The sequence below is a fragment of the Micromonospora sp. NBC_01699 genome (assembly GCF_036250065.1).
In the GTDB taxonomy this organism is placed as follows: Bacteria; Actinomycetota; Actinomycetes; order Mycobacteriales; family Micromonosporaceae; genus Micromonospora_G.
Genome location: NZ_CP109199.1, coordinates 5,850,522 through 5,873,156 on the forward strand (window position 1 = coordinate 5,850,522; position 22,635 = coordinate 5,873,156).

The following is a 22,635-nucleotide window of genomic DNA, read 5'->3' on the forward strand; positions in this document are numbered from 1 at the left end:
CGGCCCACCGAGCCCGCATCGCCGCCGGCGCCCGCATGTCCCGAGTCGCAGGCGGGCGACAGGGAGCAGCACGGCGGGCGACAGGGAGCAGCGCAGGGGGCGACAGGGAGCAGCTTGGCGGGGCGCATAGCCGCGACCGGAACGGCGCGGTCCCCGGCGACCGCACCGCCTCCCGGACCCCGTGCTGCTCGAACGAACGCCATCCGACCCAACCGCGCACTTCTGTAGAGAACGCGCACTTCTGTAGAGAAAGAGTGGCTATCCGCTGTGGAATACCCACTCTTTCTCTACCCGTGTGCGGATCTTGAGGCGCGCGGAAGGCGCCCAGGGTGCGTGCGGGGTGCGCGGGGTCAGCGGGCGGCGGTTAGGGGTTGGGTGGAGGAGGTGACGGGGGCGGGGAGGGTGCCGGGGGCGGCGAGGTAGGTGTGGATCGCGGCGGCGGCGGCGCGGCCCTCGGCGATCGCCCAGACGATCAGGGACGCGCCCCGGTGCATGTCACCGGCGACGAAGACGCCGTCGGTGGAGGTCTGCCAGTCGGCGGTGGCGTCGATCGCGCCGCGCCGGTTGCGGGCCACCCCGAGCTGGTCGAGCAGCGGCTGCTCCTCGGTCCCCTCGAAGCCGATCGCCAGCAGCACCAGGTCGGCCGGGAGTTCCCGCTCCGATCCGGGCTTGACGGTCAGGATCCGCCGCCCGTCCTGCTTGGTCACGCTCACCTCGGCGACCCGGACCGCGCGTACCTGGCCGGTGCCGTCGTCGACGAACTCCTGCACCGCGACGGCGAAGACCCGCTCGCCGCCCTCCTCGTGCGCCGGGTAGTCGCGCAGGATCCACGGCCAGGTCGGCCACGGGTCGCGGGACTCGTCCCGGCTGCCGGGCGGTTCCGGGTACAGGTCGAGCTGGTGTACGCCGGCCGCGCCCTGCCGGTGCGCCACGCCGAGGCAGTCGGCCCCGGTGTCGCCGCCACCGATGATCACCACATGCCTGCCGGCGGCGTCGATCGGGGTGCTCTCGTCCAAACCGTTGACCACCCGGTTCGCCGCCACCAGGTGCTCCATCGCCTGATGCACGCCGCGCAGGGCCCGACCGGGGGTGGCCGGGGTGTCCCGGCCCTGGAGCGCACCGCAGGCGAGCAGTACGGCGTCGTGGTCGGCACGAAGCTGTTCGGCGGTGATGTCGACGCCGACGTTGACGCCGGTGACGAAGCTGACGCCCTCGGCGGTGAGCTGTTCCAGCCGCCGGTCGATGTGTTCCTTCTCCAGCTTGAAGTCGGGGATGCCGTAGCGGAGCAGGCCGCCGATCCTGTCGTCGCGCTCGTACACGGTGACGGCGTGGCCGGCGCGGGCCAACTGCTGGGCGGCGGCGAGTCCGGCCGGGCCGGAACCGACGACGGCGACCCGTTTGCCGGACGGCTTCGCCACCACCTGGGGCCGGATCAGGTCCAGGTCCACCGCCCGGTTGATGATCTCGACCTCGACCTGCTTGATGGTGACCGGCTGCCCACCCGAGATCCCGAGTACGCAGGCCGCCTCGCACGGTGCCGGGCAGAGCCGCCCGGTGAACTCCGGGAAGTTGTTCGTGGCGTGCAGCGACTCGATCGCGTGCGACCAGTTGCCGGTACGGACCAGGTCATTCCAGTCCGGGATGCGGTTGCCCAGCGGGCAGCCGTCGTGGCAGAACGGGATGCCGCAGTCCATGCACCGGGTGGCCTGTTCGCGTACCAGGTCGTCGGCGGCGGCGGGGTAGACCTCCCGCCAGTCGCTGATCCGCACCGGCACCGGGCGGCGGGCCGGCGTGCGGCGGCCGTAGCGCAGGAAACCGTTCGGGTCAGGCACGGGCCACCTCCTGGGACGCGCGCGGCGTGACCTGCGCGGGCGCGGCGGGCGACGGCGTGGCCGCGGCCTGCGGTGCCACCGGGGCGGCCAGCGCGGTCATCACCGCCTCGTCGACGTTCTGGCCGGCGGCTTCGGCGGCCCGCATGATCTGCATGACCCGCTTGTAGTCGCGGGGTACCACGGCGGTGAACTCCTCGACCGCCTCCGACCAGCGCTTGAGCAGTCGCTCGGCGACCGCCGAGTCGGTCTCGGCGAAGTGCCGCTGGACCAGGTCGTGCAGGGTGACCCGCTCGTCGTCGGTGAGCGGGGCCAGGTCGACCAGTTCGGGGTTGATCCGGCGCCGGTCGAGTTGCCAGACGAAGGCGGCGCCACCGGACATGCCGGCGGCGAAGTTGCGCCCGGTCGGGCCGAGCACCACCACGGTGCCGCCGGTCATGTACTCGCAGCCGTGGTCGCCGACCCCCTCGACCACTGTCACCGCACCGGAGTTGCGGACGGCGAACCGCTCACCGACCCGGCCCCGGAGGAACAGTTCACCGGCGGTGGCCCCGTACAGGATGGTGTTGCCGGCGATGATCTGGTCCTCGGCGCCGGGCGTACCGTCGGTTCTGTCGGCGAGGCGGGCGGCGAACGGCGCGGCGGCGTCCGGGCGGACGACCAGCCGGCCGCCGGAGAGTCCCTTGCCGACGTAGTCGTTGGCGTCGCCGTGCAGCCGCAGCGTCACCCCGGCCGGCAGGAACGCGCCGAAGGACTGGCCGGCGGTGCCGGTGAGGGCGAACTCGATGGTGTCGGCCGGCAGGCCGGCGCCGCCGAAGCGGCGGGTCACCTGGCCGCCGAGCATGGCGCCGACGCTGCGGTGCTCGTTGCGGACCCGGACCGAGGCCCGGACCGGGGTGCCGTCGGCCAGCGCCGGGGCCGCCAGCGCCAGCAGCTCGTTGTCCAGGGCGGCGGCCAGGCCGTGGTCCTGGGCCCGGATGCCGCGCCGCGCGGCGCCCGCCGGCAGTTCCGGCACATGGAGTACGGGCCGCAGGTCGAGCCCGCGGGCCTTCCAGTGCGTCAGCGCCGGGGCGAGGTCGAGCAGCTCGGTCTGGCCGATCGCCTCTTCGAGGGTCCGGAAGCCCAGCTCGGCCAGGTAGCCCCGGACCTCCTCGGCGAGGAAGAGGAAGAAGTTCTCCACGAACTCCGGCTTGCCGGTGTAGCGCTCGCGCAGCACCGGGTTCTGGGTGGCGATGCCGACCGGGCAGGTGTCGAGGTGGCAGACGCGCATCATGACGCAGCCGGCGACGATCAGCGGGGCGGTGGCGAAGCCGAACTCCTCGGCCCCGAGCAGCGCCGCGACGAGTACGTCCCGACCGGTCTTGAGCTGGCCGTCGACCTGCACGGTGACCCGGTCCCGGAGCCGGTTGAGCAGCAGCGTCTGCTGCGCCTCGGCCAGACCGAGCTCCCACGGGGTGCCGGCGTGCTTGAGCGAGTTCAGCGGGGAGGCGCCGGTGCCGCCGTCGTGCCCGGAGATCAGGATGACGTCGGCCTTGAGCTTGGCCACCCCGGCGGCGACGGTGCCGACGCCGATCTCGCTGACCAGTTTGACGTGCACCCGGGCGGCCGGGTTCACGTTCTTCAGGTCGTGGACGAGCTGGGCCAGGTCCTCGATCGAGTAGATGTCGTGGTGCGGCGGCGGGGAGATCAGGCCGACGCCGGGCGTGGCGTGCCGGGTACGGGCGATCCACGGCCAGACCTTGTTGCCGGGCAGTTGACCGCCCTCGCCGGGCTTCGCCCCCTGCGCCATCTTGATCTGGAGGTCGTCGGCGTTGACCAGGTATTCGCTGGTCACGCCGAACCGGCCGCTGGCGATCTGCTTGACCGAGGAGCGGCGGCGCGGGTCGTAGAGGCGCTCGACGTCCTCGCCACCCTCACCGGTGTTCGACTTGCCGCCGATGTTGTTCATCGCGATGGCGAGGGTCTCGTGCGCCTCGGCCGAGATCGACCCGTACGACATGGCGCCGGTGGCGAACCGCTTGACGATCTCGCTGGCCGGCTCGACCTCGTCCAGCGGCACCGCCGGCCGCACGCCCGTACGCAGGGTGAACAGCCCGCGCAGCGAACCCGCCTTCGCGGCCAGCTCGTCGACCTTGGCGGTGTAGTCGCGGAAAACCTCATACTGGCGGGAGCGGGTGGCGTGCTGGAGCAGGAACACCGTCTCCGGGTTGAACAGGTGCAGTTCACCCTCGCGCCGCCACTGGTACTCGCCGCCGACCTCCAGTCGCCGGTGCGCGCCCGGCACCCCGCTCGGCGGGTACGCGACCGCGTGCCGGGCGGCGATCTCCTCGTGGATGCCGGTCAGGCCGATCCCGCCGATCCGTCCCGGTGTTCCGGCGAAGTAGCGCTGAACCAGCCGGGAGTCGAGGCCGACCGCCTCGAACACCTGCGCCCCGCAGTACGACGAGACGGTGGAGATGCCCATCTTCGACATGATCTTCAGTACGCCCTTGCCGAGCGCCTTGACGTAGTTGCGGACCGCCTTGGCCGGCTCGATCCCGGTCAGCGTGCCGTGGGCGATCAGGTCCTCGACCGACTCGAACGCGAGGTACGGATTCACCGCGGCGGCACCGTAGCCGATCAGCACCGCGGCGTGGTGCACCTCGCGGCAGTCGCCGGACTCGACGATCAGCGCCGCCCGGGTCCGGGTCTGCTCGCGTACCAGGTGTTGGTGCACGGCGGCGGTGAGCAGCAGCGACGGGATCGGGGCCAGGTCGGCGGTGGAGTCACGGTCGGACAGGACCAGGATCCGTACGCCGTCCTCGATCGCCTCCGACACGTGCCGGCAGATCTCGGTCAGCCGGGCCCGGATGCCGGCCGCGCCGTCGCGCAGCCGGTACAGCCCGGAGACCCGGACCGCCTTGAAACCGGGCAGGTCGCCGTCCTCGTCCACGTCCAGCAGCTTGGCCAACTCATCGTTGTCCAAGACCGGGTACGGCAGCACTATCTGCCGGCAGCTCGCCGCTCCCGGGTCGAGCAGGTTGCCCTCCGGGCCGATGGTCGACTGGAGGCTGGTGACCAGTTCCTCCCGGATCGCGTCCAGCGGCGGGTTGGTGACCTGCGCGAACAGCTGGTGGAAGTAGTCGTAGAGCAGCCGGGGTCGGGTGGACAGCGGCGAGATCGGGGTGTCGGTGCCCATCGAGCCGAGCGGTTCGGCACCGGTCCGGGCCATCGGCCCGAGCAGGATCTTCAGCTCCTCCTCGGTGTAGCCGAAGGTCTGCTGGCGGCGCTGGACCGAGTCGTGGGTGTAGACGGTGTGCTTGCGGGCCGGCAGGTCGGCCAGGTCGATCAGCCCGGCGTGCAGCCATTCGGCGTACGGCCGCTCGGCGGCGAGCCCGGCCTTGATCTCGTCGTCGTGCACGATCCGGCCGGCGGCGGTGTCGACCAGGAACATCCGGCCCGGCTGGAGGCGGCCCTTGGCCACCACGGTCGCCGGGTCGAGGTCGAGTACGCCCGCCTCGCTGCCCAGCACCACCAGGCCGTCGCTGGTCTGCCACCAGCGGCCGGGGCGCAGCCCGTTGCGGTCGAGCACCGCGCCGACCATCGTGCCGTCGGTGAAAGCGACCGACGCCGGTCCGTCCCACGGTTCCATCAGGCTGGCGTGGAAGCGGTAGAAGGCCCGCTCGGCGGGCGCCATCTCCGGGTCGTTCTCCCAGGCTTCCGGAATCATCATCAACACCGCGTGCGGCAGGCTCCGGCCGGCCAGGTGCAGCAGTTCGAGCACCTCGTCGAAGTTGGCCGAGTCGGAGGCGGCGGGGGTGCAGACCGGGAACAGCCGCTTGAGGTTGCCGGGCACCTTCGGGCTGGCCAGCAGCGCCTCACGGGCGTTCATCCAGTTCCGGTTGCCCCGGATGGTGTTGATCTCTCCATTGTGGGCAATGAACCGGTACGGGTGCGCCAGCGGCCACGACGGGAACGTGTTGGTGGAGAACCGGGAGTGCACCAGGGCGATGGCACTGGTCACCCGCTCGTCGGTCAGGTCGGGGAAGAACGCCGGCAACTGGTCCGGGGTGAGCATGCCCTTGTAGACGATGGTGCGGGCGGACAGCGACGGGAAGTACGCCGGCACCCCGCGCTCGGCGGTCTCCCGCTCGGTCTGCTTCCGTACGCAGAAGGCGACCCGGTCCAGGTCGATCCCGGACAGCGCACCGCCGGCCGGACCATCCGGTGAGCCGGTGAGCCGGCGCGCGGCCAGGAACACCTGTCGGATCACCGGGCGGGCGGCCAGCGCCGTCTCGCCCAGGTCGGTCGGGTCGACCGGCAGGTCCCGCCAGCCAAGCACCTCGGCGCCCTCGACCAGGGCGTACTTCTCCAGCACCGCGCGGGCGCGCTGTTCGGCGTCCGGTTCGCCGGGCAGGAAGACCAGGCCGGCGGCGTACTCCCCGGCGGGCGGCAGCGGGAAGTCGACCACCTCACGGAGGAAGGCGTCCGGCACCTGGAGCATGATGCCGGCGCCGTCGCCGGTGTTCTGCTCCGCGCCGCGGGCGCCCCGGTGGTCGAGCCGGCAGAGCGCGCCGAGTCCCTTGGCCACCACGTCGTGTGAGCGGCGTCCGTTGAGGTCGGCGATGAAGGCCACCCCGCAGGCGTCACGCTCGTACGCGGGGTCGTACAGCCCTTGGGCTGCGGGGATTCCGGCCAGGTTCGCGATACCCGGGGCCGGCAACGCCGGCGGGGCGGGCGGCGAGGAGAGGCGAGGTCCCTCAGGGTACGGAAAAACCACCGGGTCTCCTGTCGTCACTCACGTTCAATCATGGGTCGGGACGACGTCGGCCCTGCGAGGTTTCTTGAGTCTACGTTAGGTCCCACCTCGCGCCACCAGTACGGATTGATCACACTTCCACGGAGTGGGACGTGTAGTCTCGCGCGGTGAGCCTGGTGCATCGTGAGGTATTCGAGCGCTTAGAACACTTTTATGACGGAGTGCCGCGTGATGTAGCTCACGCGGAGGAGTACGGAGGGTTGGTGCTCTTCGTCCGGAATGGTGCTGGTTGGCCGTTCTACGCCCGTCCCCGCCCCGGCGCGTCCGAACCGCCGAACGCCGCCGACGTGACCACGGTCCGCGAACGACAGCGCGCCCTCGGCGTACCGGAAGCGCTCGAATGGGTGCACGAGAACCATCCCAGCTTACTCCAGGTAGCCAGATCGGCCGGGCTGGCGGTGCTGGAGGCGCCGCTGATGGTGCTGGATCCGGCCGCGCTGCCATCGGCGGGGAGCCTCGGCGACGTACCGGTGCGGTTCGCCGACCCGGCCTCGCCCGACTTCGGGCGCGATGTGGCGACTCAGCGAGCGGTCGCCGCGATCGGCTTCGGCGTGCCCGGCACCGCCCCCGGCGACGCCGGCCCGGTCGCCCGCGACGCCGCCCTGGTCTCCCTGACCCCCCGCCGGGTGGACGAGGAACGGACCCAGGCCGAAGCCGGTACCAGGGTCTTCGCCCTGGCCGAGACGGCCGACGAGGGCGCGGTCTCGGCCGGCATGGCGATGCGGGTCGGCGACGTGGCCGAGATCGCCGGCATCGCCACCCTGCCCACTGCCCGACGACGCGGACTGGCCGCCGCGGTCACCGCGGCCCTGGCCCGACACCTACTGGACACCGGCACCGAACTGGTCTTCCTGTCCGCCGGCAACGACGACATCGCCCGCATCTACCTACGCGCCGGCTTCAAACGCCTGGGCACAGCCTGCATCGCAGAACCCACCCCGGTAACCACCTAACCCCCACCCCCACCCCGCGGGACCTCGGGGTTGATCATGAAGTTAGCGCGGGTTTTCGGGCCGGAACATGTCGTTAACTTCATGATCGACGGCTTGGTGTGGGTTAGGCGGAGCGGGGGAGGGCGTGGCGGGTGGGGGCGCGGTCGTGGCGGGTGGGGTCGTGGCGGGTGGGGTCGGCGGTGAGGAGGGTGTCCAGGGGGGCGTCGCGACCGTACTCGTGGGCGGCGGTGAAGCCGGCGTCGCCGAGCTGGGACCGGATCGCCCGCGCGGTCGCCTCGGTGTCGGGGCGCTCACAGGCGGGGACCGGGGCGCCGATCTCCTCCCGGATCCGGGCCGCCGCGCCGAGCAGTCGGGCACCCCGGCCGGGGGCGCCGTCGAGCCGGGCCACCTCGGCCAACGCTTCGAGCACACTGGCCGTACGCCACCGGTCGCCGACCTGGCGATGCGCGGCGAGACTGGTGAGCAGATGCGCCGCCGCCCTGTCCGTACGCCGACCGCGCAGTTCCACCAGCCCGCGCAGGTTGTGCGCCCAGCCCACCCCCTCCGGGAACCCGAGTACGGAGTAACGCCGCAACGCGACGTCGAGCAGGGATGCGGCCCGGTCGGTGTCGCCCCGGTAGAGCGCCACCGCGCCGAGGTTCATCAGCGCCTCCGCCTCCGCCCTCGGCTCGCCGAGCTGCTCGTACCAGCGCCGGCTGACCCACAGGCGTGAGTCGGCCCGGTCCAGGTCGCCGGAGAGCCAGGCGGTGAAGCCGCGCAACTGCGCGGTCTGCGCCTCGCCCCACTCGTCGCCGTACTCGGCGAAGGTCGCGGCGGCGGTGGCGAGGTACACGGTGGAGTCGACGTAACGGGCCTGCTCGCGGGCGATCGAACCGAGCGTCAGCAGGACCCGGGCCACCCCGGCCCGGTTGCCCACCTGCCGGTAGCCGCCCAGCGCCGCCTCGGCATGCTCCATCGCCGCCGGGTAGTCGCAACTCAGCATGGCCAGCATCGCCGCCGCCGCACCGGCACCGGCCCGCATCGGCGTGGGTGCGTCCGGATGCCGAACCAGCGCCTCGGCCAGCCAGCGGTGGCCGTCGCGGTAGTGGCCGTCCAACCGGCAGTACCGGGCCAACGCGGCGGCGAGACGCAGTTCGGCGTGCGGCGGCGCACCGGCTCCGGCCTCGGACAGCCAGCTCATCGCCGCCTGCATGTTGGCCGCCTCGGCCCGTAGCCGGCGCAGCCACCACTCCTGCTCGGGGCCGCGCAGGTGGGCGTCTGCGTACTCGGCCAGGGCCAGGCAGTGCGCGGCCAATGCCGTACGGGCCGCGGCCTCGCCCGCTCCGGCGCCGAGCCGGGTCATCGCGTGGCGACGGATCGGCGCGAGCATCCGATAGCGCACCGGGAGCGGCGGGTCGTCGGCCGGCGGGTCCGGCGGGGCGAACACGGTCGGGAACAGGTGCCCGGAGATGGGGGTCGAGGCGTACCCGGCCATCGACGCGGGATAGCCGGCGGATGGAGGCGGTCCGGCGGGCGTGAATGCAGGCGGGCCAGCCGGCGTGGGCGCAGGCGGGCCAGCCGGCGTGAGCGCAGGCGGGCCGGCGGACGTGGGCGTCGGCGTGGATGCGGGTGCGGTGGCGGTGGCGGTGGCGGGTGCGGTGGCGGATGTCGGCACGGGGGCGGTTGCGGACCAGCGCAGCGATGGTAGTGGCACCGCCGGTGGTGGAGTGGGGGGCGCGACGGCGGGGGGCAGGGTGGCCGGAAGCGGCGGCGCGGCCAGTGGCGCGGCCACCACCAGCGAGGATTCGACCAGTGCCGCGAGCGCGTCCGGCGCGTCCGGACCGGCGATGGCGCGGGCGGTTTCGGAGTCGAACCCACCGGGACAGACCGCGAGCCGTTCGAACAGCGCCCGTGCACCGGGATCGAGCCGCTCCACACTGGTCTCGACCGCGGCCGCCAACGTCCGGTGCCGCTGCGGTGCGGTCGGGTCCGGGCTGGCCAGCAGCCGCAGATCGGTACGGAGCCGGGTCACGATCTCACCGACACCGAGTACGGAGGTATGCGCCGCAGCCAGTTCGATGGCCAGCGGCAACCCGTCGAGTTCGGCGCAGAGTTGCGCCACCGCGTCGGCACTCGCCTCCGGCACCGGTCGGCCGGACCTGGACCGGGCCCGATCCAGGAAGAGCCGGGTCGCCGGATGGGCGGCCAGGGACGCGATGGTGTTGCCGGTCGGCTCGGGCGGCAGGGCCAGCGTCGGCACCGCCACCACCGCCTCCGTGTGCAATCGCAACGGGACCCGGCTGGTGGCCAGCACCAGCAGCCCCGGACAGCGGTGCAGCAACCGGTCGACCAGTTCGGCCACGCCGGCGACGAGGTGTTCGCAGTTGTCCAGCACCAGCAGGGCCGGGGTCCACCCGATCTCCTCGGCCAGGGTGTCGGCCACGTCCCGCCCCGGCTCCGCCCGTACGCCGAGCGCGGCGGCGACGGCTTCCGGTACCCGTACCGGGCTCTCCACGGCGGTGAGGTCGACGAACCAGGCGGCGCCGAACCGGCTGGCCGCGGCCACCGCGAGCCGGGTCTTGCCGGCGCCGCCGGGACCGGTCAGCGTCACCAGGCGCTGCGTCGCCAGCCGCTGGTTGACCACGGCGAGCAGGGCGTCGCGCCCCAGCAGCGGGGTCATCGGCACCGGCAGCGGGGCCTGGGACTTGGCCCGGTCGACCAACCGGGACACCGGGTCGGAGCCGTGTGTCGACGGCCACCGCTGGGCCAGGTCGCCGCGTTGGGCGGCGGCGGCCAGGGCGCGCAGCCGCTCCCCCGGTTCGACACCCAACTGCTCCCGGAACGTCTCCCGGGCCCGCCGCTCCACCTGCGCCGCGGACCGTCGCCCGGTGCCGACGGCCGCCGCGACCAGCAGCAGCTCCCACAGTCGCACCCGCAGCGGATGCCGGGCCAGGGCCGCCTCCAGCTCACCGATCGCCGCCACGGCGGTACGGGCGGCGGCAAGCCCGTCGATCACCGAGGCGCGGTCCACCGCGGGTTGCCCGGCCGCCGCCTGGGCGGCGAGGGCGAGCCGCAGGGCACACTCCCACCGCTCCTCGATCGCGGCGATCCGGCTCTGCACCAGGCGACCCACCTCGCCGGCGACCCAGCCGGACGGGCGAGGTGCGCTGCCGCCGAGCGGTTCGCTGTGCAACGGCGTCCGCCACAGTCGCAACGCGGCGTCGAACAGCGGGAGGGCCCTCGCCCACTGCTCCGCCGCCATCCGCCGCCGGGCCCGCGTCAGCAGCCGGGTGAACCGCTGTACGTCGACCCGCCGGGCCGGCAGCCGCAACAGGTACCCGATCGGATGGGCGACGACGGCGTTCGCCAGCCCGGCCCGGTCCAGCGCGGCGGCGAGTTCGGCAGCCGCCCCGTCGAGCGAGCGGGTCGCCGGGGTCACCCCGGGCGGGAGTACGCCCCGCAGGTCGGCGGCGGCGACCGGCTGGCCGACCCGGAGCGCGAGCAGGCCCAGCAGCCGGCGTACCTCGTCGGTGAGCGGCACCGGACCGTCGGGGCCGATCAGCTCGATGGGCCCGAGCAACCGCACCGCGCGTCGGGCCCGATGTCCCGGCCCCACGGCGGTCTGCTGAACGGGCACACTACCCCGCACCTGGAAGCCCTCGCTTTCAGTCCCGGGTAGTCTGCGCCGTCGGCCGCCCCGGAGGTAATCCCCCCGTCCGGCCCGATCGGACAACGAACCGGGCGAATTCGCACACCGCTCGGCCGGCGCGACACCAGCCGCCGCGCCAGCCCCGGTGGTCCGGGGCGGGCGCCGGTCCCGAGGGTGCCACACGAAGCCGGCCCCGAGGCTGCCCCGTCCCGCAAACCGGGATGCCGCAACCCCGGACACCGCAAACCGGGACGCTCGCAACCGAGACACGGGCAACCGAGACACGGGCAACCGCCGAAATACCCGGACCCCGCAGGGCCACGCCCGCCCGCAGCCCCCAGCGGCAAGCCTCCCGAACCGCACCCGCAGGCCCCAGCGGCGCGCCCGTAGTGCCGACGCTGCCCGCGATCTAGGGCAAATGGTTGCCAATAGAGATCAACTAGCCACCATTTGCCCTAGATCGCCGCAGCGAGGGGGCGGGCGGGGGCGGGGGCGGGGCGGGGGGCGGGGGGGTTATGTGGGGGGGCGCCAGGCGGCGGCTGCGGTGGCGGCGCTGCCCATCAGGCGGGGGGTGATCGTGCCCAGGGCCGCGTCCCGGGCCCGCAGGGCCAGCCGGCCCCGGCTCTGCAAGACCGCCGACATCCGCCGGGTCTGCCGTACGACGGTGACCGCGCGCGGGCGGCGGGCCCGACTGTACGACTCGACGGCGGTCCGCAACGACTCGCCGGGCACCGCGTCCCGGACCGCCGAGCGGAGCGTCGCGGCGTCCTCGAACGCCAGGCAGGCACCCTGACCGAGGTGGTGCGGCATCGCGTGCGCGGCGTCGCCGAGCAGCACGATCCCGCCGGGCCCGGCCGGGTACGCGAACCCGCGCGGCAGCGGGCGCAGTTCGCGTACCTCCTGCTGGACCAGGTCGTCGGGCTCGGTCGCGGCGAGCAGGTCGCCGATCGGCGCCGGCCAGTTGGCGTACCAGCGGCGGAGCAGGGCGAGTTGGGTCTCGGGTGGCTCGGGGCGGGACGCGCCGGCAGCGGTCGCCACCCAGTAGATGCCGCCCCGGGTGGAACCGCCGGACGAGCCCCGGTCGCCAAGCGAGATGGCGACGAACCGGTAACCGGCGCCGAGCGTCTCGCCGTTGACCGGGCGGTCGGCGGGCAGCTTCGGGGCGCGGTACCAGGGGATCACCGCCCGCCAGGCGGCCGAGCCGGAACTGACGACGGTCGCCTGCGGGGCGAGCCGGTGCCGGACCGCGCTGTCCACCCCGTCGGCGGCCACCACCAGGTCGGCCTCGAACTCGGTTCGCCCGTCGCCGACGGCCGGCCGCTCGGCCGCGATGCAGCGTACGGTGCGGACCTGCACCCCGGTACGGATGTCGACCTTGTCACCGAGGCCGGCGATCAGGGCGTCGTGCAGATCCTCCCGGTGCACCACCACCGGGGCCCGCTCGTCGACCATCGGGCGGGGCTGGACCAGCCAGTGGCCGTCCGGCCGGCGTACCCCGACGTCGGGCAGGGCGGTGGCGATCGCGTCCAGCCCGTCGCCGAGGCCGAGCGCGTGCAGCGCCCGTACCCCGTTGGGCCAGAGCACCAGTGCGGTGCGCTCGGCGCGCAGCCGGTCACCCCGTTCGAGAAGGGTGACCTGCCAGCCGGAACGGGCCAGGGCACCGGCGACGGCCAGGCCGCCGATTCCGGCGCCCACCACCACGGCCGTACGCATGGCTGCGGTTCCTCCCGCTCAGCTGTTGTCGCGGTCCGTGGTCCCCGGCGGCGCGGCGCCCGCCCGGGCCTGCCCGGTACCACCCGCCGCCCGGTCATCGTCGCCGCCGTGCGGCTGGTCGTCGGCGGTCGTCTCGTCCGTGTCGTCCGCGCTGGCGTCGAGGTCGTCCGGTTCGTCGTCGTCGAGGTCGTCGAGCCGCCGGCCCGGACCCCCGGCCGGGTCGAGTTCCTGCTCGGGCAGCTCACCGGTGCGCTGGTAGGTCCGGTACTGCTCCTCGGTGACCACCCGGTACGCCTCGGGCAGGGTGTTCGCGTCCCTGTCCACGGTACGCCGGGACAGGTCGACCTGGGAGATGTCGCTGGTCGACCCGGTCGCGCCGTCGGCGTCACCGGCCTCGTCGTCGGTGACGACGGTGGTGGTGGAGTCGGCGTAGACCGGCACCAGGAACTCCTGCGGGCCCCGGACCCGGAGGAAGTAGATCAGCGCGCCGAGGAAGACGACCACGGCGGTCCAGACGTTGAGCCGTACGCCGAGGATCTCGTTGGCCTGGTCGGTGCGGAGCATCTCGATCCAGAACCGGCCGACGGTGTAACCCATCACGTAGACGGCGAAGGCGCGACCCCGGCCGAGCTTGAGCTTGCGGTCGACCAGGTAGACGACCAGGGCGACGCCGACGTTCCACAGCGCCTCGTAGGCGAAGGTCGGCTGGTAGAGGCCGGGTTCGAGGATCGGGTTGCCGTTCTCGTCCAGCAGCGCGTGACCCGGGTTGCCCGAGTCCATCCGGTGGATCTCCAGGCCCCAGGGCAGCGTGGTCCGGCCGCCGAAGAGTTCGTTGTTGAACCAGTTGCCGAACCGGCCGACCGCCTGGGCCAGCGGCAGGCCGGGGGCGAGCGCGTCGGCGACCACGGTCAGCGGGATGCCGAGCTGCCGGGCGGCCAGCCAGGCGCCGACCGCGCCACCCGCGACCGCGCCCCAGATGCCGAGCCCGCCCTCCCAGATGTAGAGGGCCCGGATCGGGTCACCGTCGGCGCCGAAGTACGCCTGCGGCGAGGTGATCACGTGGTAGATCCGCGCGCCGACGATGCCGAACGGCACCGCCCAGACCGCGACGTCCAGAATCGCCCAGGGGGCCACGCCACGCTGGCGGAGCCGATATTCGGTCACCACCGCCGCGACGACGATGCCCAGCACGATGCAGAGCGCGTACGCCCTGATCGGGATCGGTCCGAGTTGCCACACGGCGGTGCTCGGACTGGGCAGGGCTGCCAGCGGGGACACTGAGGCTAGGGTCACGATTGCACACGGTACCGCCGTACCGGGTCGTCGCGGCACCCCGGGCGGGTTGCCTTCTGCGGCGATGCCCCCGGCCGTGCGCAGTCGTGCGCGTTTGTCCGTGAACCCGCTCACCCCGACGCCCCGGCTGGTGATCGGCGCAACCGCCGCGATCGGGTGACGAACCGCCGGCTTCGGCTGACCACGCGACGGGTGACGACGAACGGCGGGCCCGTACGAGACGCACGGGCCCGCCGTTGTCGGGTGATACGTAGACCGGGCGTCGCCGGTCAGCTCGGTGTCGACCGCCGGCCGGCTCGGTGCCCGCCGGTCAGCGGACCGGTCGTGGGGTGGCCGGGTGGTTGCCGGCGTTGACCAGTTCGGCCACCGCCTCGCGGGGGCTCTTCTGGGTGACCAGGCCCTCCCCGACCAGCACCGCGTCGGCACCGGCCGAGGCGTACCGGATCAGGTCGTGCGGTCCCCGTACGCCGGACTCGGCGATCTTGACGACGCTGTTCGGCAGGCCGGGGGCGATCCGCTCGAACACCGAGCGGTCGACCTCCAGCGTGCGCAGGTTGCGGGCGTTCACGCCGATCACCTGGGCACCGGCGTCCAGCGCCCGGTCGGCCTCGTCCTCGTCGTGCACCTCGACCAGCGCGGTCATGCCCAGCGACTCGATCCGCTCCAGCAGCCCGACCAGCGCGTTCTGCTCCAGCGCGGCGACGATCAGCAGCACCAGGTCGGCACCGTGGGCGCGGGCCTCGTGCACCTGGTAGCTGGAGACGACGAAGTCCTTGCGCAGCACCGGGATGTCCACCGCCGCCCGGACCGCGGCGAGGTCGACCAGCGATCCGCCGAACCAGCGCCCCTCGGTGAGCACGCTGATGCAGCGGGCTCCGCCGGCGGCGTACTCGCCGGCCAGCTCGGCCGGATCGGCGATCTCGGCGAGTTGACCCTTGGACGGCGACGAGCGCTTGACCTCGGCGATCACCCCGACACCGGGGCGACGCAGGGCCGCGTACGCGTCGCGGGGTGGGGGCATGGCGGCAGCCAGCTCCCGGATTCGCTCCAGCGGGATCTCCGCCTGTCGGCGTTCGACGTCCTCGCGCACTCCGGCCAGGATCTCGTCGAGCACACTTCCGGGCGCGGCCGATGTGGCGGCGTCCCCTTCCGCGTGCGGATGCTCAGCAGTCACCAACGGACTCCCCTCTCCGGGCGTCATGGGCCGATGCTAGGGGGCGCCGGGGTAGGACCGGAGCCGGGGGGTATGGCGCACCTCACCAGGTGGGCTCGGGCATAATGGCCGAACTCTGGTGAGCGGGCTATCACCCACTGCCACCGGCACCATCGACGGTCATCGGGTAATCGAACCATGCCGGGGCGCCCCGCGCAGCCCGCCGATGCGCCGCCGGCAGCGCTCCCGTCGGCACAGTTGACCCGCGGGTCACCGGTTCGAAACACCGCCTCGGCACGATCGGGGTCGGGCAGACTGGTCGCGGGGTGGCCGCGTACTCGTCGAATCGATCATCGTGCGGGGTGGATCATGAGCAGCACCGGGCCGGGCTCGACCATCGACCTGACCACCATCCCGCGGGCGGTCGCGTCCGTCGCGATCGGCGTGGTGCACTCGGTGGAACGGGCCGTGGTTGGCGACGCGCGGGTGCGTACCGCCCGGGGCAACGCCTGGGCGGCGATCTGCGCCGACCGGGACCGGGCGTACCGGCGGGCCGAGGTCCGCGCGATGGTGGCCGCGCTGACCGGACCCCGGACCACCCCGACGGACACCCCGACCGGGCCCGGCGGCAGCGCGGGTGGGCTGTCCGGCAGCGGCGCGGTCAGTTGACCGTCGGATCCTCGCCCCGGTCCAGGGCGTCCCAGGCGGCGACGGTCCGGCCGGCGTCGACCCGGCCGGCGTCGGACGAGCCGGGGGCGGTGGGGGCGGCGCCGGGCCGTACCCGCTCGTAGCGGGCGCCCATGGCCGGCCAGGTGTGTCCCCGACCCACGGTGAGCACCCCGGCGGCGGCGACCAGCACCGCGCCCAGCCCGCAGAGCAGCGGCCAGAGCAGGTTCGTCTCGTCCCGGTCCGGGGCGGTCAGGCCGTACCCGCCGCCGGCCGCGATCCCGAGCCCGACCAGCACCAGCAGCCCGCCGACCAGGCGGCGGCCGAGCCCCCGGCTGGCCAGCAGCGCACCGGCCGAGGCCAGACCGACCAGGGCGAGCGCCGGCAGCCAGGGCAGCAGCTCGCCACCGGTGTGCGGGTCCCGCAGCGCCGACAGCGGCTCCGGCCGGGTGGTGATCTCGACCGACCAGGTCCGGGTCGCGGCGTAGAGCGCCAGGCCCGCCCCGGCCAGACAGAGCAGGACCGCGTACGTCAGCAGCCGGCGGCCCGAAGGTGCCGGCCGGGCCACGGCTGGCTGCTCGCTCATCGGGCCGGCCGCAGGGTCTCGGCCGCAGCGATGGCGGCCAGTACGGCGGCCGCCTTGTTACGGGTCTCCCGGTCCTCGGCCATCGGGTCGGAGTCGGCCACGATCCCCGCACCGGCCTGCACGTAGGCCCGGCCGTCGCGGATCAGGGCGGTCCGGATGGCGATCGCCATGTCCATGTCACCACCGAAGCCGAAGTAGCCCACGGTGCCGCCGTAAAGCCCGCGCCGGGTCGGCTCCAGGTCCTCGATGATCTCCATGGCGCGTACCTTCGGTGCGCCGGAGAGGGTGCCGGCCGGGAAGGTCGCGGCGAGCGCGTCGAACGCCGTACGGTCCTCGCGCAGCGTGCCGACCACGGTCGAGACGATGTGCATGACGTGGCTGTACCGCTCGATGGTGGCGAACGCGGGCACCTCCACGGTGCCCGGCCGGCAGACCCGGCCGAGGTCGTTGCGGCCCAGGTCGACCAGCATCACGTGCTCGGCGCGCTCCTTCGGGTCGGCGAGCAGTTCGGCGCCGAGCCGGTTGTCCTCCTCCGGCGTGGCGCCGCGCGGCCGGGTGCCGGCGATCGGGTGCAGCATGGCCCGGCGCGCCCCGCCCTCGGCGGCGGTCACCTTCAGGTGCGCCTCCGGCGACGAGCCGACGATGTCGAAACCGTCGAAGCGCAGCAGGTACATGTACGGGCTCGGGTTGGTGGTCCGCAGCACCCGGTAGACGTCGAGCGGATCGGCCCTGGTCTCGCGTTCGAACCGCTGGCTGAGCACGATCTGGAAGCACTCGCCGGCCCGGATCGCCTCCTTGGCCGCCTCCACCGCCTTGGGGTACCCGCCCTCCGGGGTGTTGCAGAGCACGTCGCCGTTGGGCGGGCTGGCCAGGGTCGAGATCATCGGCGGGATCGGCCGGGAGAACGCGGTGGTCATCGCGTCGAGCCGCCCCACCGCCTGGTGGTACGCGGCCAGCACCGGCCCGGCCCGGTCGGGCTCGTCCGGCGGCGGCAGCACCGCGTTGGCGACCAGGATCGCCGAGCCGTCGAAGTGGTCCAGCACCACCAGGTCGGTGGCGAGCATCATGCCCAGTTCGGGCAGGCCGAGGTCGTCGCGCGCCAGCGACGGCAGCCGTTCCAGCCGGCGGACGAAGTCGTAGCCGAGGTAGCCGACCATGCCGCCGGTGAGCGGCGGCAGCCCGGCCAACGGGTCGCCCTCGGGGCCGGCCAGGGCCGCGACGGTTTCCCGCAGCGCCGCCACCGGGTCGCCCGAGGTCGGCACACCGGCCGGCGGTCGGCCCAGCCAGTGCGCCTCACCGTCCCGTTCGACCAGCGTCGCGCTGCTGCGTACGCCGATGAACGAGTAGCGCGACCAGGCCACGCCGCCCGGTCCGGCGCCCTGTTCGGCGGACTCCAGCAGGAAGGTCCCCGGCCCGCCGGCCAGCTTGCGGTAGACCCCGACCGGGGTCTCCCCGTCGGCGAGCAGCCGCCGGGTCACCGGCACCACCCGTCGGCTGCCGGCCAGTTCGCGGAAGGTCGCCTCGTCCGGGCTGACCGCGCCGGTGGTCTGGCTCATGCCCGCTCCCCCTGGGTGTCGATCCGGCCGGTGACCGGGAGGTCGTCGGCGAAGCAGGTCCGGGTGCCGGTGTGGCAGGCGGGACCGACCTGGTCGACGCTGACCAGCAGGGCGTCGCCGTCGCAGTCCAGCGCGACCGAGCGGACGTACTGGTGGTGGCCGGAGGTGGCGCCCTTGACCCAGTATTCGCGGCGGCTGCGCGACCAGTAGGTGGCCCGGCCGGTGGTGAGGGTCCGGTGCAGCGCCTCGTCGTCCATCCAGGCGACCATCAGCACCTCGCCCGAGTCGTGCTGGCGGACCACCGCCGCGACCAGGCCGTCGGCGCCCCGGCGTAGGCGCGCGGCGATCGCCGGGTCGAGCCCGGAGCCGGGGCCGGTCGGGGCTGCGCCACTCGGAGCGGGGCCGGTCGGAACGGGGCCGGTCGGAGCGGGGCGCGGGGCGGTCGGGGTGACGGGTGGGGTGGCCGGTGGAGCGGCCACCGGCGGATCGGGTACGGGCACCCACCGATTGTTCCGCACCGGGGGCGGAGGTCGTCCACCCGTACCGCCCGGTGCCGGTGGGTGGCGGGGTCAGCCGGCCCGTTCGAGCTGGCCGTACACCTCGATCTTGAAGTTGAGCACGGCGAGGTCCTGCTCCAGTTCGGCCATCCGGGCCAGCACCCGGTCCCGGTGGGCCTCGAACAGTTCGCGGCGGGCGCCCAGCGTGTGGTCGCCCTGCCGGGCCAGTTCGGCGTAGCGGCGCATGTCGCGCACGGGCATGCCGGTGCGCCGCAACCGGGTGAGCAGCAGCAGCCAGTCGACGTCGGCGACGGTGTAGCGGCGCCGTCCGGCGGTGTCCCGCCCGACCGGCGAGACCAGCCCCTCCTGCTCGTACCAGCGCAGGGTGTACGCGGTGAGACCGACCCGGTCGGCGGCCTCGCTGACGGTGAGCGTCGTCTCGTCGAGCGTCGTCTCGTCCAGGCGGGTGTCCATCGATCCAGGTTGCCAGTTCGAGTGCGCTCGAAGTCAAGGGCCGCCTCGATTGCGGGCCGGGCCGGTCGGCGTCCGGCGGGGTCGGGGCGGGCCGAGGCGGGTTGGGTCGGAGCGGGTTGGGTCGGAGCGGGCGTCCGGAATCGGACCCCGGGGCGATTGTCGGGTGGCGGGATTTCAACTAGCGTTGAGTTCATCAAGCGTTGAATTTATCCGAGGAGGCGCCATGAAACCCGCGATCGAGGTCCGCGACCTCGTCGTCGAGCGCGGCCGACGGCGGGTGCTGCACGGCCTGACCTGCGCTCTACCGGAGGGCAGCGTCACCGGGCTGCTCGGCCCGAGCGGCAGCGGCAAGACCACCCTGCTGCGGGCGGTGGTCGGCGTACAGATCGTCACGTCGGGCACGGTCACGGTGCTCGGCGAGCCGGCCGGCGCCGCCGCGCTGCGCCGCAAGGTCGGTTACGTGACCCAGGCGCCCAGCGTCTACACCGACCTGACCGTCCGGGAGAACGCCCGCTACTTCGCCGCCCTACAGGGCTGTTCCGCCGCCGACGCCGACCGGGCGGTCGCCGACGTCGGCCTCGCCTCGGCGGCGACCCAACTGGTCGGCTCGCTCTCCGGCGGTCAGCGCAGCCGGGCGTCGCTGGCCTGCGCCATCGTCGGCCGACCCGATCTGATCATCCTCGACGAACCCACGGTCGGTCAGGACCCGGTGCTGCGGGCCGAGCTGTGGGACCGGTTCCACGCCATGGCCGCCGCCGGCACCACCCTGGTCGTCTCCAGTCACGTGATGGACGAGGCCGCCCGCTGCGACCGGCTGCTGCTGATCCGCGAGGGCCGGCTGATCGCCGACGACACCCCCGATGCCGTACGTGCCAGCGCCGGCACCGACGACCTGGAGGAGGCGTTCCTCAGGCTGATCCGACGCACCGAGGCGGATCGGTCCCCCGCTGCGACGGAAGAGACGGTGACCTGATGAACCCGAGACTGCTGACCGCCACCACCGGCCGGATCCTGCGCCAACTGCGGCACGACCGGCGTACGGTCGCGCTGCTGGTCGTCGTACCGACGGTGCTGCTCACCCTGCTCTACTTCATGTACGCCGACCAGCCGATTGTGCCCGGCCGGCCGAACGCCTTCGACCGGATCGCGCTGATCATGCTCGGCGTCTTCCCGTTCGTGATCATGTTCCTGGTGACCAGCATCGCGATGCTGCGGGAGCGCACCTCCGGCACGCTGGAGCGGCTGCTCACCACCCCACTGGGCAAACTCGACCTGCTGTTCGGCTACGGCATCGCGTTCGGCCTGGCGGCGACGATCCAGGCGAGCGTGGCGGCCGGGGCGGCGTACTGGCTGCTCGGTCTGGACACCGCCGGCGCCCCCGGCCTGGTCATCCTGATCGCGGTGGTGAACGCGGTGCTGGGGGTCGCCCTCGGGCTGCTTTGCAGCGCCTTCGCGCAGACCGAGTTCCAGGCCGTACAGTTCATGCCGGTCGTGGTGCTGCCGCAGCTCCTGCTCTGCGGCCTGTTCGTGGCCCGGGGGCAGATGTCCGGCTGGCTGCAAGCGATCAGCGACGCCCTGCCGCTGTCGTACGCGGTCGAGGCGCTGCAACAGGTCGGCGCCCACGCCGAACCGACCGCAACGATGTGGCGCGACCTGGCGGTGGTCCTCGGCGCGGTGCTGGTGGCCCTGGTCCTCGCCGCCGCCACCCTGCGGCGACGGACCGGCTGAGCCGGCAGACTGGCAGACCACGGGCCCGGTCGGCGGTGGCCGGAGTGGACCGTGGGGTGGCTGGAGTGGACCGTGGGTGGGGCGAGACACGGGTGTGACGACGAAGGACGGCGATGGCACGACGGACCGGGCGGCGGCCGGGCAATCCCGACACCCGCGAGGCGATCCTCGGCGCGGCTCGGGACGCATTCGCCGAGCGCGGGTTCGACGGTGCGTCGATCCGGACGATAGCGGCCGGCGCCGGGGTGGATCCGGCGCTGGTCCACCACTACTTCGGCACCAAGAACGAGCTGTTCATGGCCGTGCTGAAGGTCCCGTTCAACCCGGCCGAACTGCTGCCGCAGATCGTCGCTGGCGGGGCGGACGGGATCGGCGAGCGGCTGGTCGGCACCTTCCTGCGGATCTGGGACTCGCCCGCCGGCGCGGCCGGTGTCGCCCTGCTCCGCTCGGTGATCAGTAACGAGTGGACCGCCCGGCTGATGCGCGACTTCGTGGTCACCCAGATACTGCGGCGGGTGGTGGCCGGGCTGGACCTGCCGCCGGCCGAGACACCGCTGCGTACCTCACTGGTCGCGTCCCAGCTGGTCGGGCTGGCGGTGGCCCGCTACCTGCTGCGGATCGAGCCGCTGGCCGACGTACCGGCCGAGGTGGCGGTGGCGGCGATCGCGCCGACCGTGCAGCGTTACCTGACCGGCGAGCTGACCGGGGTGTTCGAGTCGGCGACCGGACCGACCGCCGGCCCGACCGCCACCGGATTGGCCGCCGGCCCGACCGCCACCGGGCCGGCCACTACTGCACCGTCGGTTCACCCCGGCTAAGTTCGGGGCGGCTCAGTTCGGGGCGGCTCAGTTCGGGGCGGCTCAGTTCGGGGCGGCTCAGTTCCGGCCGGCCGCTGAGTTCGGGGCGGTCGCTCAGTGCGGGGCGGCCGACATCGGCGCGATCCAGGTCGGCCGGGGTGAACTCGCCCCGGTCGGGCTGCTGGTGTCGGGCCGGCCAGAGGACCGGGTGCAGCAGTTGGACCAGGTCGGCGTGGTCGCGTACCGGACGGGGGAAGGCGAGTCGGGCGCGATAGCGGGAACCCGGCTCACCGAGCAGCACCACGAAGCCGTACCGGTCCAGCCGGACCACCCGCGGCGGCGGCCCGGACCGGTCGGCGGCGGACTCGCCGAGCTGCCGCAGGACGAAGTCGGTGATCTCCGGCTGGTGGTGGTCGGCGAGGTCGGCCAGCAGTTCCCGCTCCAGGTGGTGCAACGGATCCGGTTCCACGCTGCCGTACTCGGCCGGGTCGATGTGGATCGTCTCTGTCTCCCGCTCCAGCCGAATCTCGGCCGGCTCGAACCGGTACAGCGCGAACCGGCCGCCGACGTCGAGCAAGTCGCCGGTGGGGTCGACGTCGGCGTAGTCCAGGGCCGCCTGCCGGGCCTCGGTGCCGTCGAGCGCCTCGGCCCAGCCCGAGATCCAGACCCGCCCCAGCGGCGGCGCGCCGGCGACCGGCGGCAGGTCGCGAATGTCGAGCACCAGCGCGGTGTCGTCGGTACCGGGCACCGGACGCAGGGCGAGGGCCAGGTCGTCGACGACCGAGACCAGCAGCAACACCCGGCCCGATGCGTCGGTGACGTGCCGGGTGCGGTGCGGCCCCGGATGGTTGGCGACGTAGGCGGTGCCGGCGAGCCGGCCGGCGGCCAGTGTGCGGGCGACCTCGGCGGGACTGGGCTGCATGACCGTACCTCCGGCGAGTGATTTAGGGTGGGCTAAGTTAGG

Annotated in this window: 15 protein-coding genes and 1 pseudogene; 5 read left to right on the forward strand and 11 right to left on the reverse strand. The window is 73.5% G+C overall.

Annotated elements, in window-relative coordinates:
• Positions 1-350: 350 nt before the first annotated feature.
• Entirely contained in the window at positions 351-1,832 is a 1,482-nt protein-coding gene (locus OG792_RS23650) for a glutamate synthase subunit beta (RefSeq protein ID WP_329102359.1), read from the reverse strand.
• Positions 1,825-6,588, reverse strand: coding sequence for a glutamate synthase large subunit (gltB, locus tag OG792_RS23655; RefSeq protein ID WP_442932296.1), 4,764 nt, complete (start codon positions 6,586-6,588; stop codon positions 1,825-1,827). Before gltB ends, OG792_RS23650 begins: the two co-directional genes overlap by 8 nt.
• A gap of 146 nt (positions 6,589-6,734) precedes the next feature.
• Here gltB and OG792_RS23660 point away from each other — a divergent pair, with 146 nt between their 5' ends.
• Positions 6,735-7,580: a GNAT family N-acetyltransferase gene (locus OG792_RS23660; protein ID WP_442932297.1), complete on the forward strand. Its 846-nt coding sequence runs from the start codon at positions 6,735-6,737 to the stop codon at positions 7,578-7,580.
• A 103-nt stretch (positions 7,581-7,683) separates the two neighbouring features.
• On the opposite strand, the gene OG792_RS23665 is transcribed toward OG792_RS23660, so the two are convergent.
• The 4 genes from OG792_RS23665 to trpC form a co-directional block, all read right to left on the reverse strand.
• A complete protein-coding gene (locus OG792_RS23665; RefSeq protein ID WP_329102361.1) occupies positions 7,684-11,196 on the reverse strand; it encodes an ATP-binding protein in 3,513 nt (1,170 codons plus the stop codon).
• A gap of 525 nt (positions 11,197-11,721) precedes the next feature.
• On the reverse strand, positions 11,722-12,921 hold the full coding sequence (locus OG792_RS23670; RefSeq protein WP_329102363.1) for an FAD-dependent oxidoreductase: 1,200 nt from the start codon (positions 12,919-12,921) through the stop codon (positions 11,722-11,724).
• A gap of 18 nt (positions 12,922-12,939) precedes the next feature.
• Positions 12,940-14,214, reverse strand: a complete 1,275-nt coding sequence (lgt, locus tag OG792_RS23675) for a prolipoprotein diacylglyceryl transferase (protein WP_329102365.1) — start codon at positions 14,212-14,214, stop codon at positions 12,940-12,942.
• Positions 14,215-14,524: 310 nt separating this feature from the next.
• Positions 14,525-15,328, reverse strand: a complete 804-nt coding sequence (trpC, locus tag OG792_RS23680; RefSeq protein ID WP_329111393.1) for an indole-3-glycerol phosphate synthase TrpC — start codon at positions 15,326-15,328, stop codon at positions 14,525-14,527.
• Between the two features lie 408 nt (positions 15,329-15,736).
• Here trpC and OG792_RS23685 point away from each other — a divergent pair, with 408 nt between their 5' ends.
• The gene (locus OG792_RS23685; protein ID WP_329102367.1) at positions 15,737-16,036 is read left to right on the forward strand and encodes a hypothetical protein; all 300 of its coding nucleotides are present in this window, start codon (positions 15,737-15,739) and stop codon (positions 16,034-16,036) included.
• Here the strand turns inward: OG792_RS23685 and OG792_RS23690 are convergent.
• The 4 genes from OG792_RS23690 to OG792_RS23705 all read right to left on the reverse strand — a co-directional run bounded on the left by OG792_RS23690 (position 16,029) and on the right by OG792_RS23705 (position 19,146).
• Positions 16,029-16,619 (reverse strand): Trp biosynthesis-associated membrane protein, encoded by a 591-nt coding sequence (locus OG792_RS23690; protein WP_329102369.1) that lies wholly within the window; start codon positions 16,617-16,619, stop codon positions 16,029-16,031. The two genes, OG792_RS23685 and OG792_RS23690, sit on opposite strands and share 8 nt — an antisense overlap.
• Positions 16,616-18,175, reverse strand: coding sequence for an anthranilate synthase component I (locus tag OG792_RS23695; protein WP_329102371.1), 1,560 nt, complete (start codon positions 18,173-18,175; stop codon positions 16,616-16,618). The genes OG792_RS23690 and OG792_RS23695 overlap by 4 nt, the downstream gene beginning before the upstream one ends.
• Positions 18,172-18,675, reverse strand: a complete 504-nt coding sequence (gene hisI / locus OG792_RS23700; RefSeq protein WP_329102373.1) for a phosphoribosyl-AMP cyclohydrolase — start codon at positions 18,673-18,675, stop codon at positions 18,172-18,174. The genes OG792_RS23695 and hisI overlap by 4 nt, the downstream gene beginning before the upstream one ends.
• Before the next feature lie 69 nt (positions 18,676-18,744).
• Positions 18,745-19,146 (reverse strand): MerR family transcriptional regulator, encoded by a 402-nt coding sequence (locus OG792_RS23705; RefSeq protein ID WP_329102375.1) that lies wholly within the window; start codon positions 19,144-19,146, stop codon positions 18,745-18,747.
• 223 nt (positions 19,147-19,369) lie between these two features.
• On the opposite strand from OG792_RS23705, the gene OG792_RS23710 reads away from it, so the two are divergent.
• The 3 genes from OG792_RS23710 (at position 19,370) to OG792_RS23720 (ending at position 21,692) form a co-directional block, all read left to right on the forward strand.
• Positions 19,370-20,119, forward strand: a complete 750-nt coding sequence (locus OG792_RS23710; protein WP_329102377.1) for an ABC transporter ATP-binding protein — start codon at positions 19,370-19,372, stop codon at positions 20,117-20,119.
• On the forward strand, positions 20,119-20,874 hold the full coding sequence (locus OG792_RS23715) for an ABC transporter permease (protein ID WP_329102379.1): 756 nt from the start codon (positions 20,119-20,121) through the stop codon (positions 20,872-20,874). The genes OG792_RS23710 and OG792_RS23715 overlap by 1 nt, the downstream gene beginning before the upstream one ends.
• Positions 20,875-20,987: 113 nt before the next feature.
• A complete protein-coding gene (locus tag OG792_RS23720; protein WP_442932298.1) occupies positions 20,988-21,692 on the forward strand; it encodes a TetR/AcrR family transcriptional regulator in 705 nt (234 codons plus the stop codon).
• 172 nt (positions 21,693-21,864) lie between these two features.
• On the opposite strand, the pseudogene OG792_RS23725 reads toward OG792_RS23720, so the two are convergent.
• Positions 21,865-22,593, reverse strand: a pseudogene (locus tag OG792_RS23725) (DUF2470 domain-containing protein); the annotation flags it as partial.
• Between the last annotated feature and the right edge of the window lie 42 nt (positions 22,594-22,635).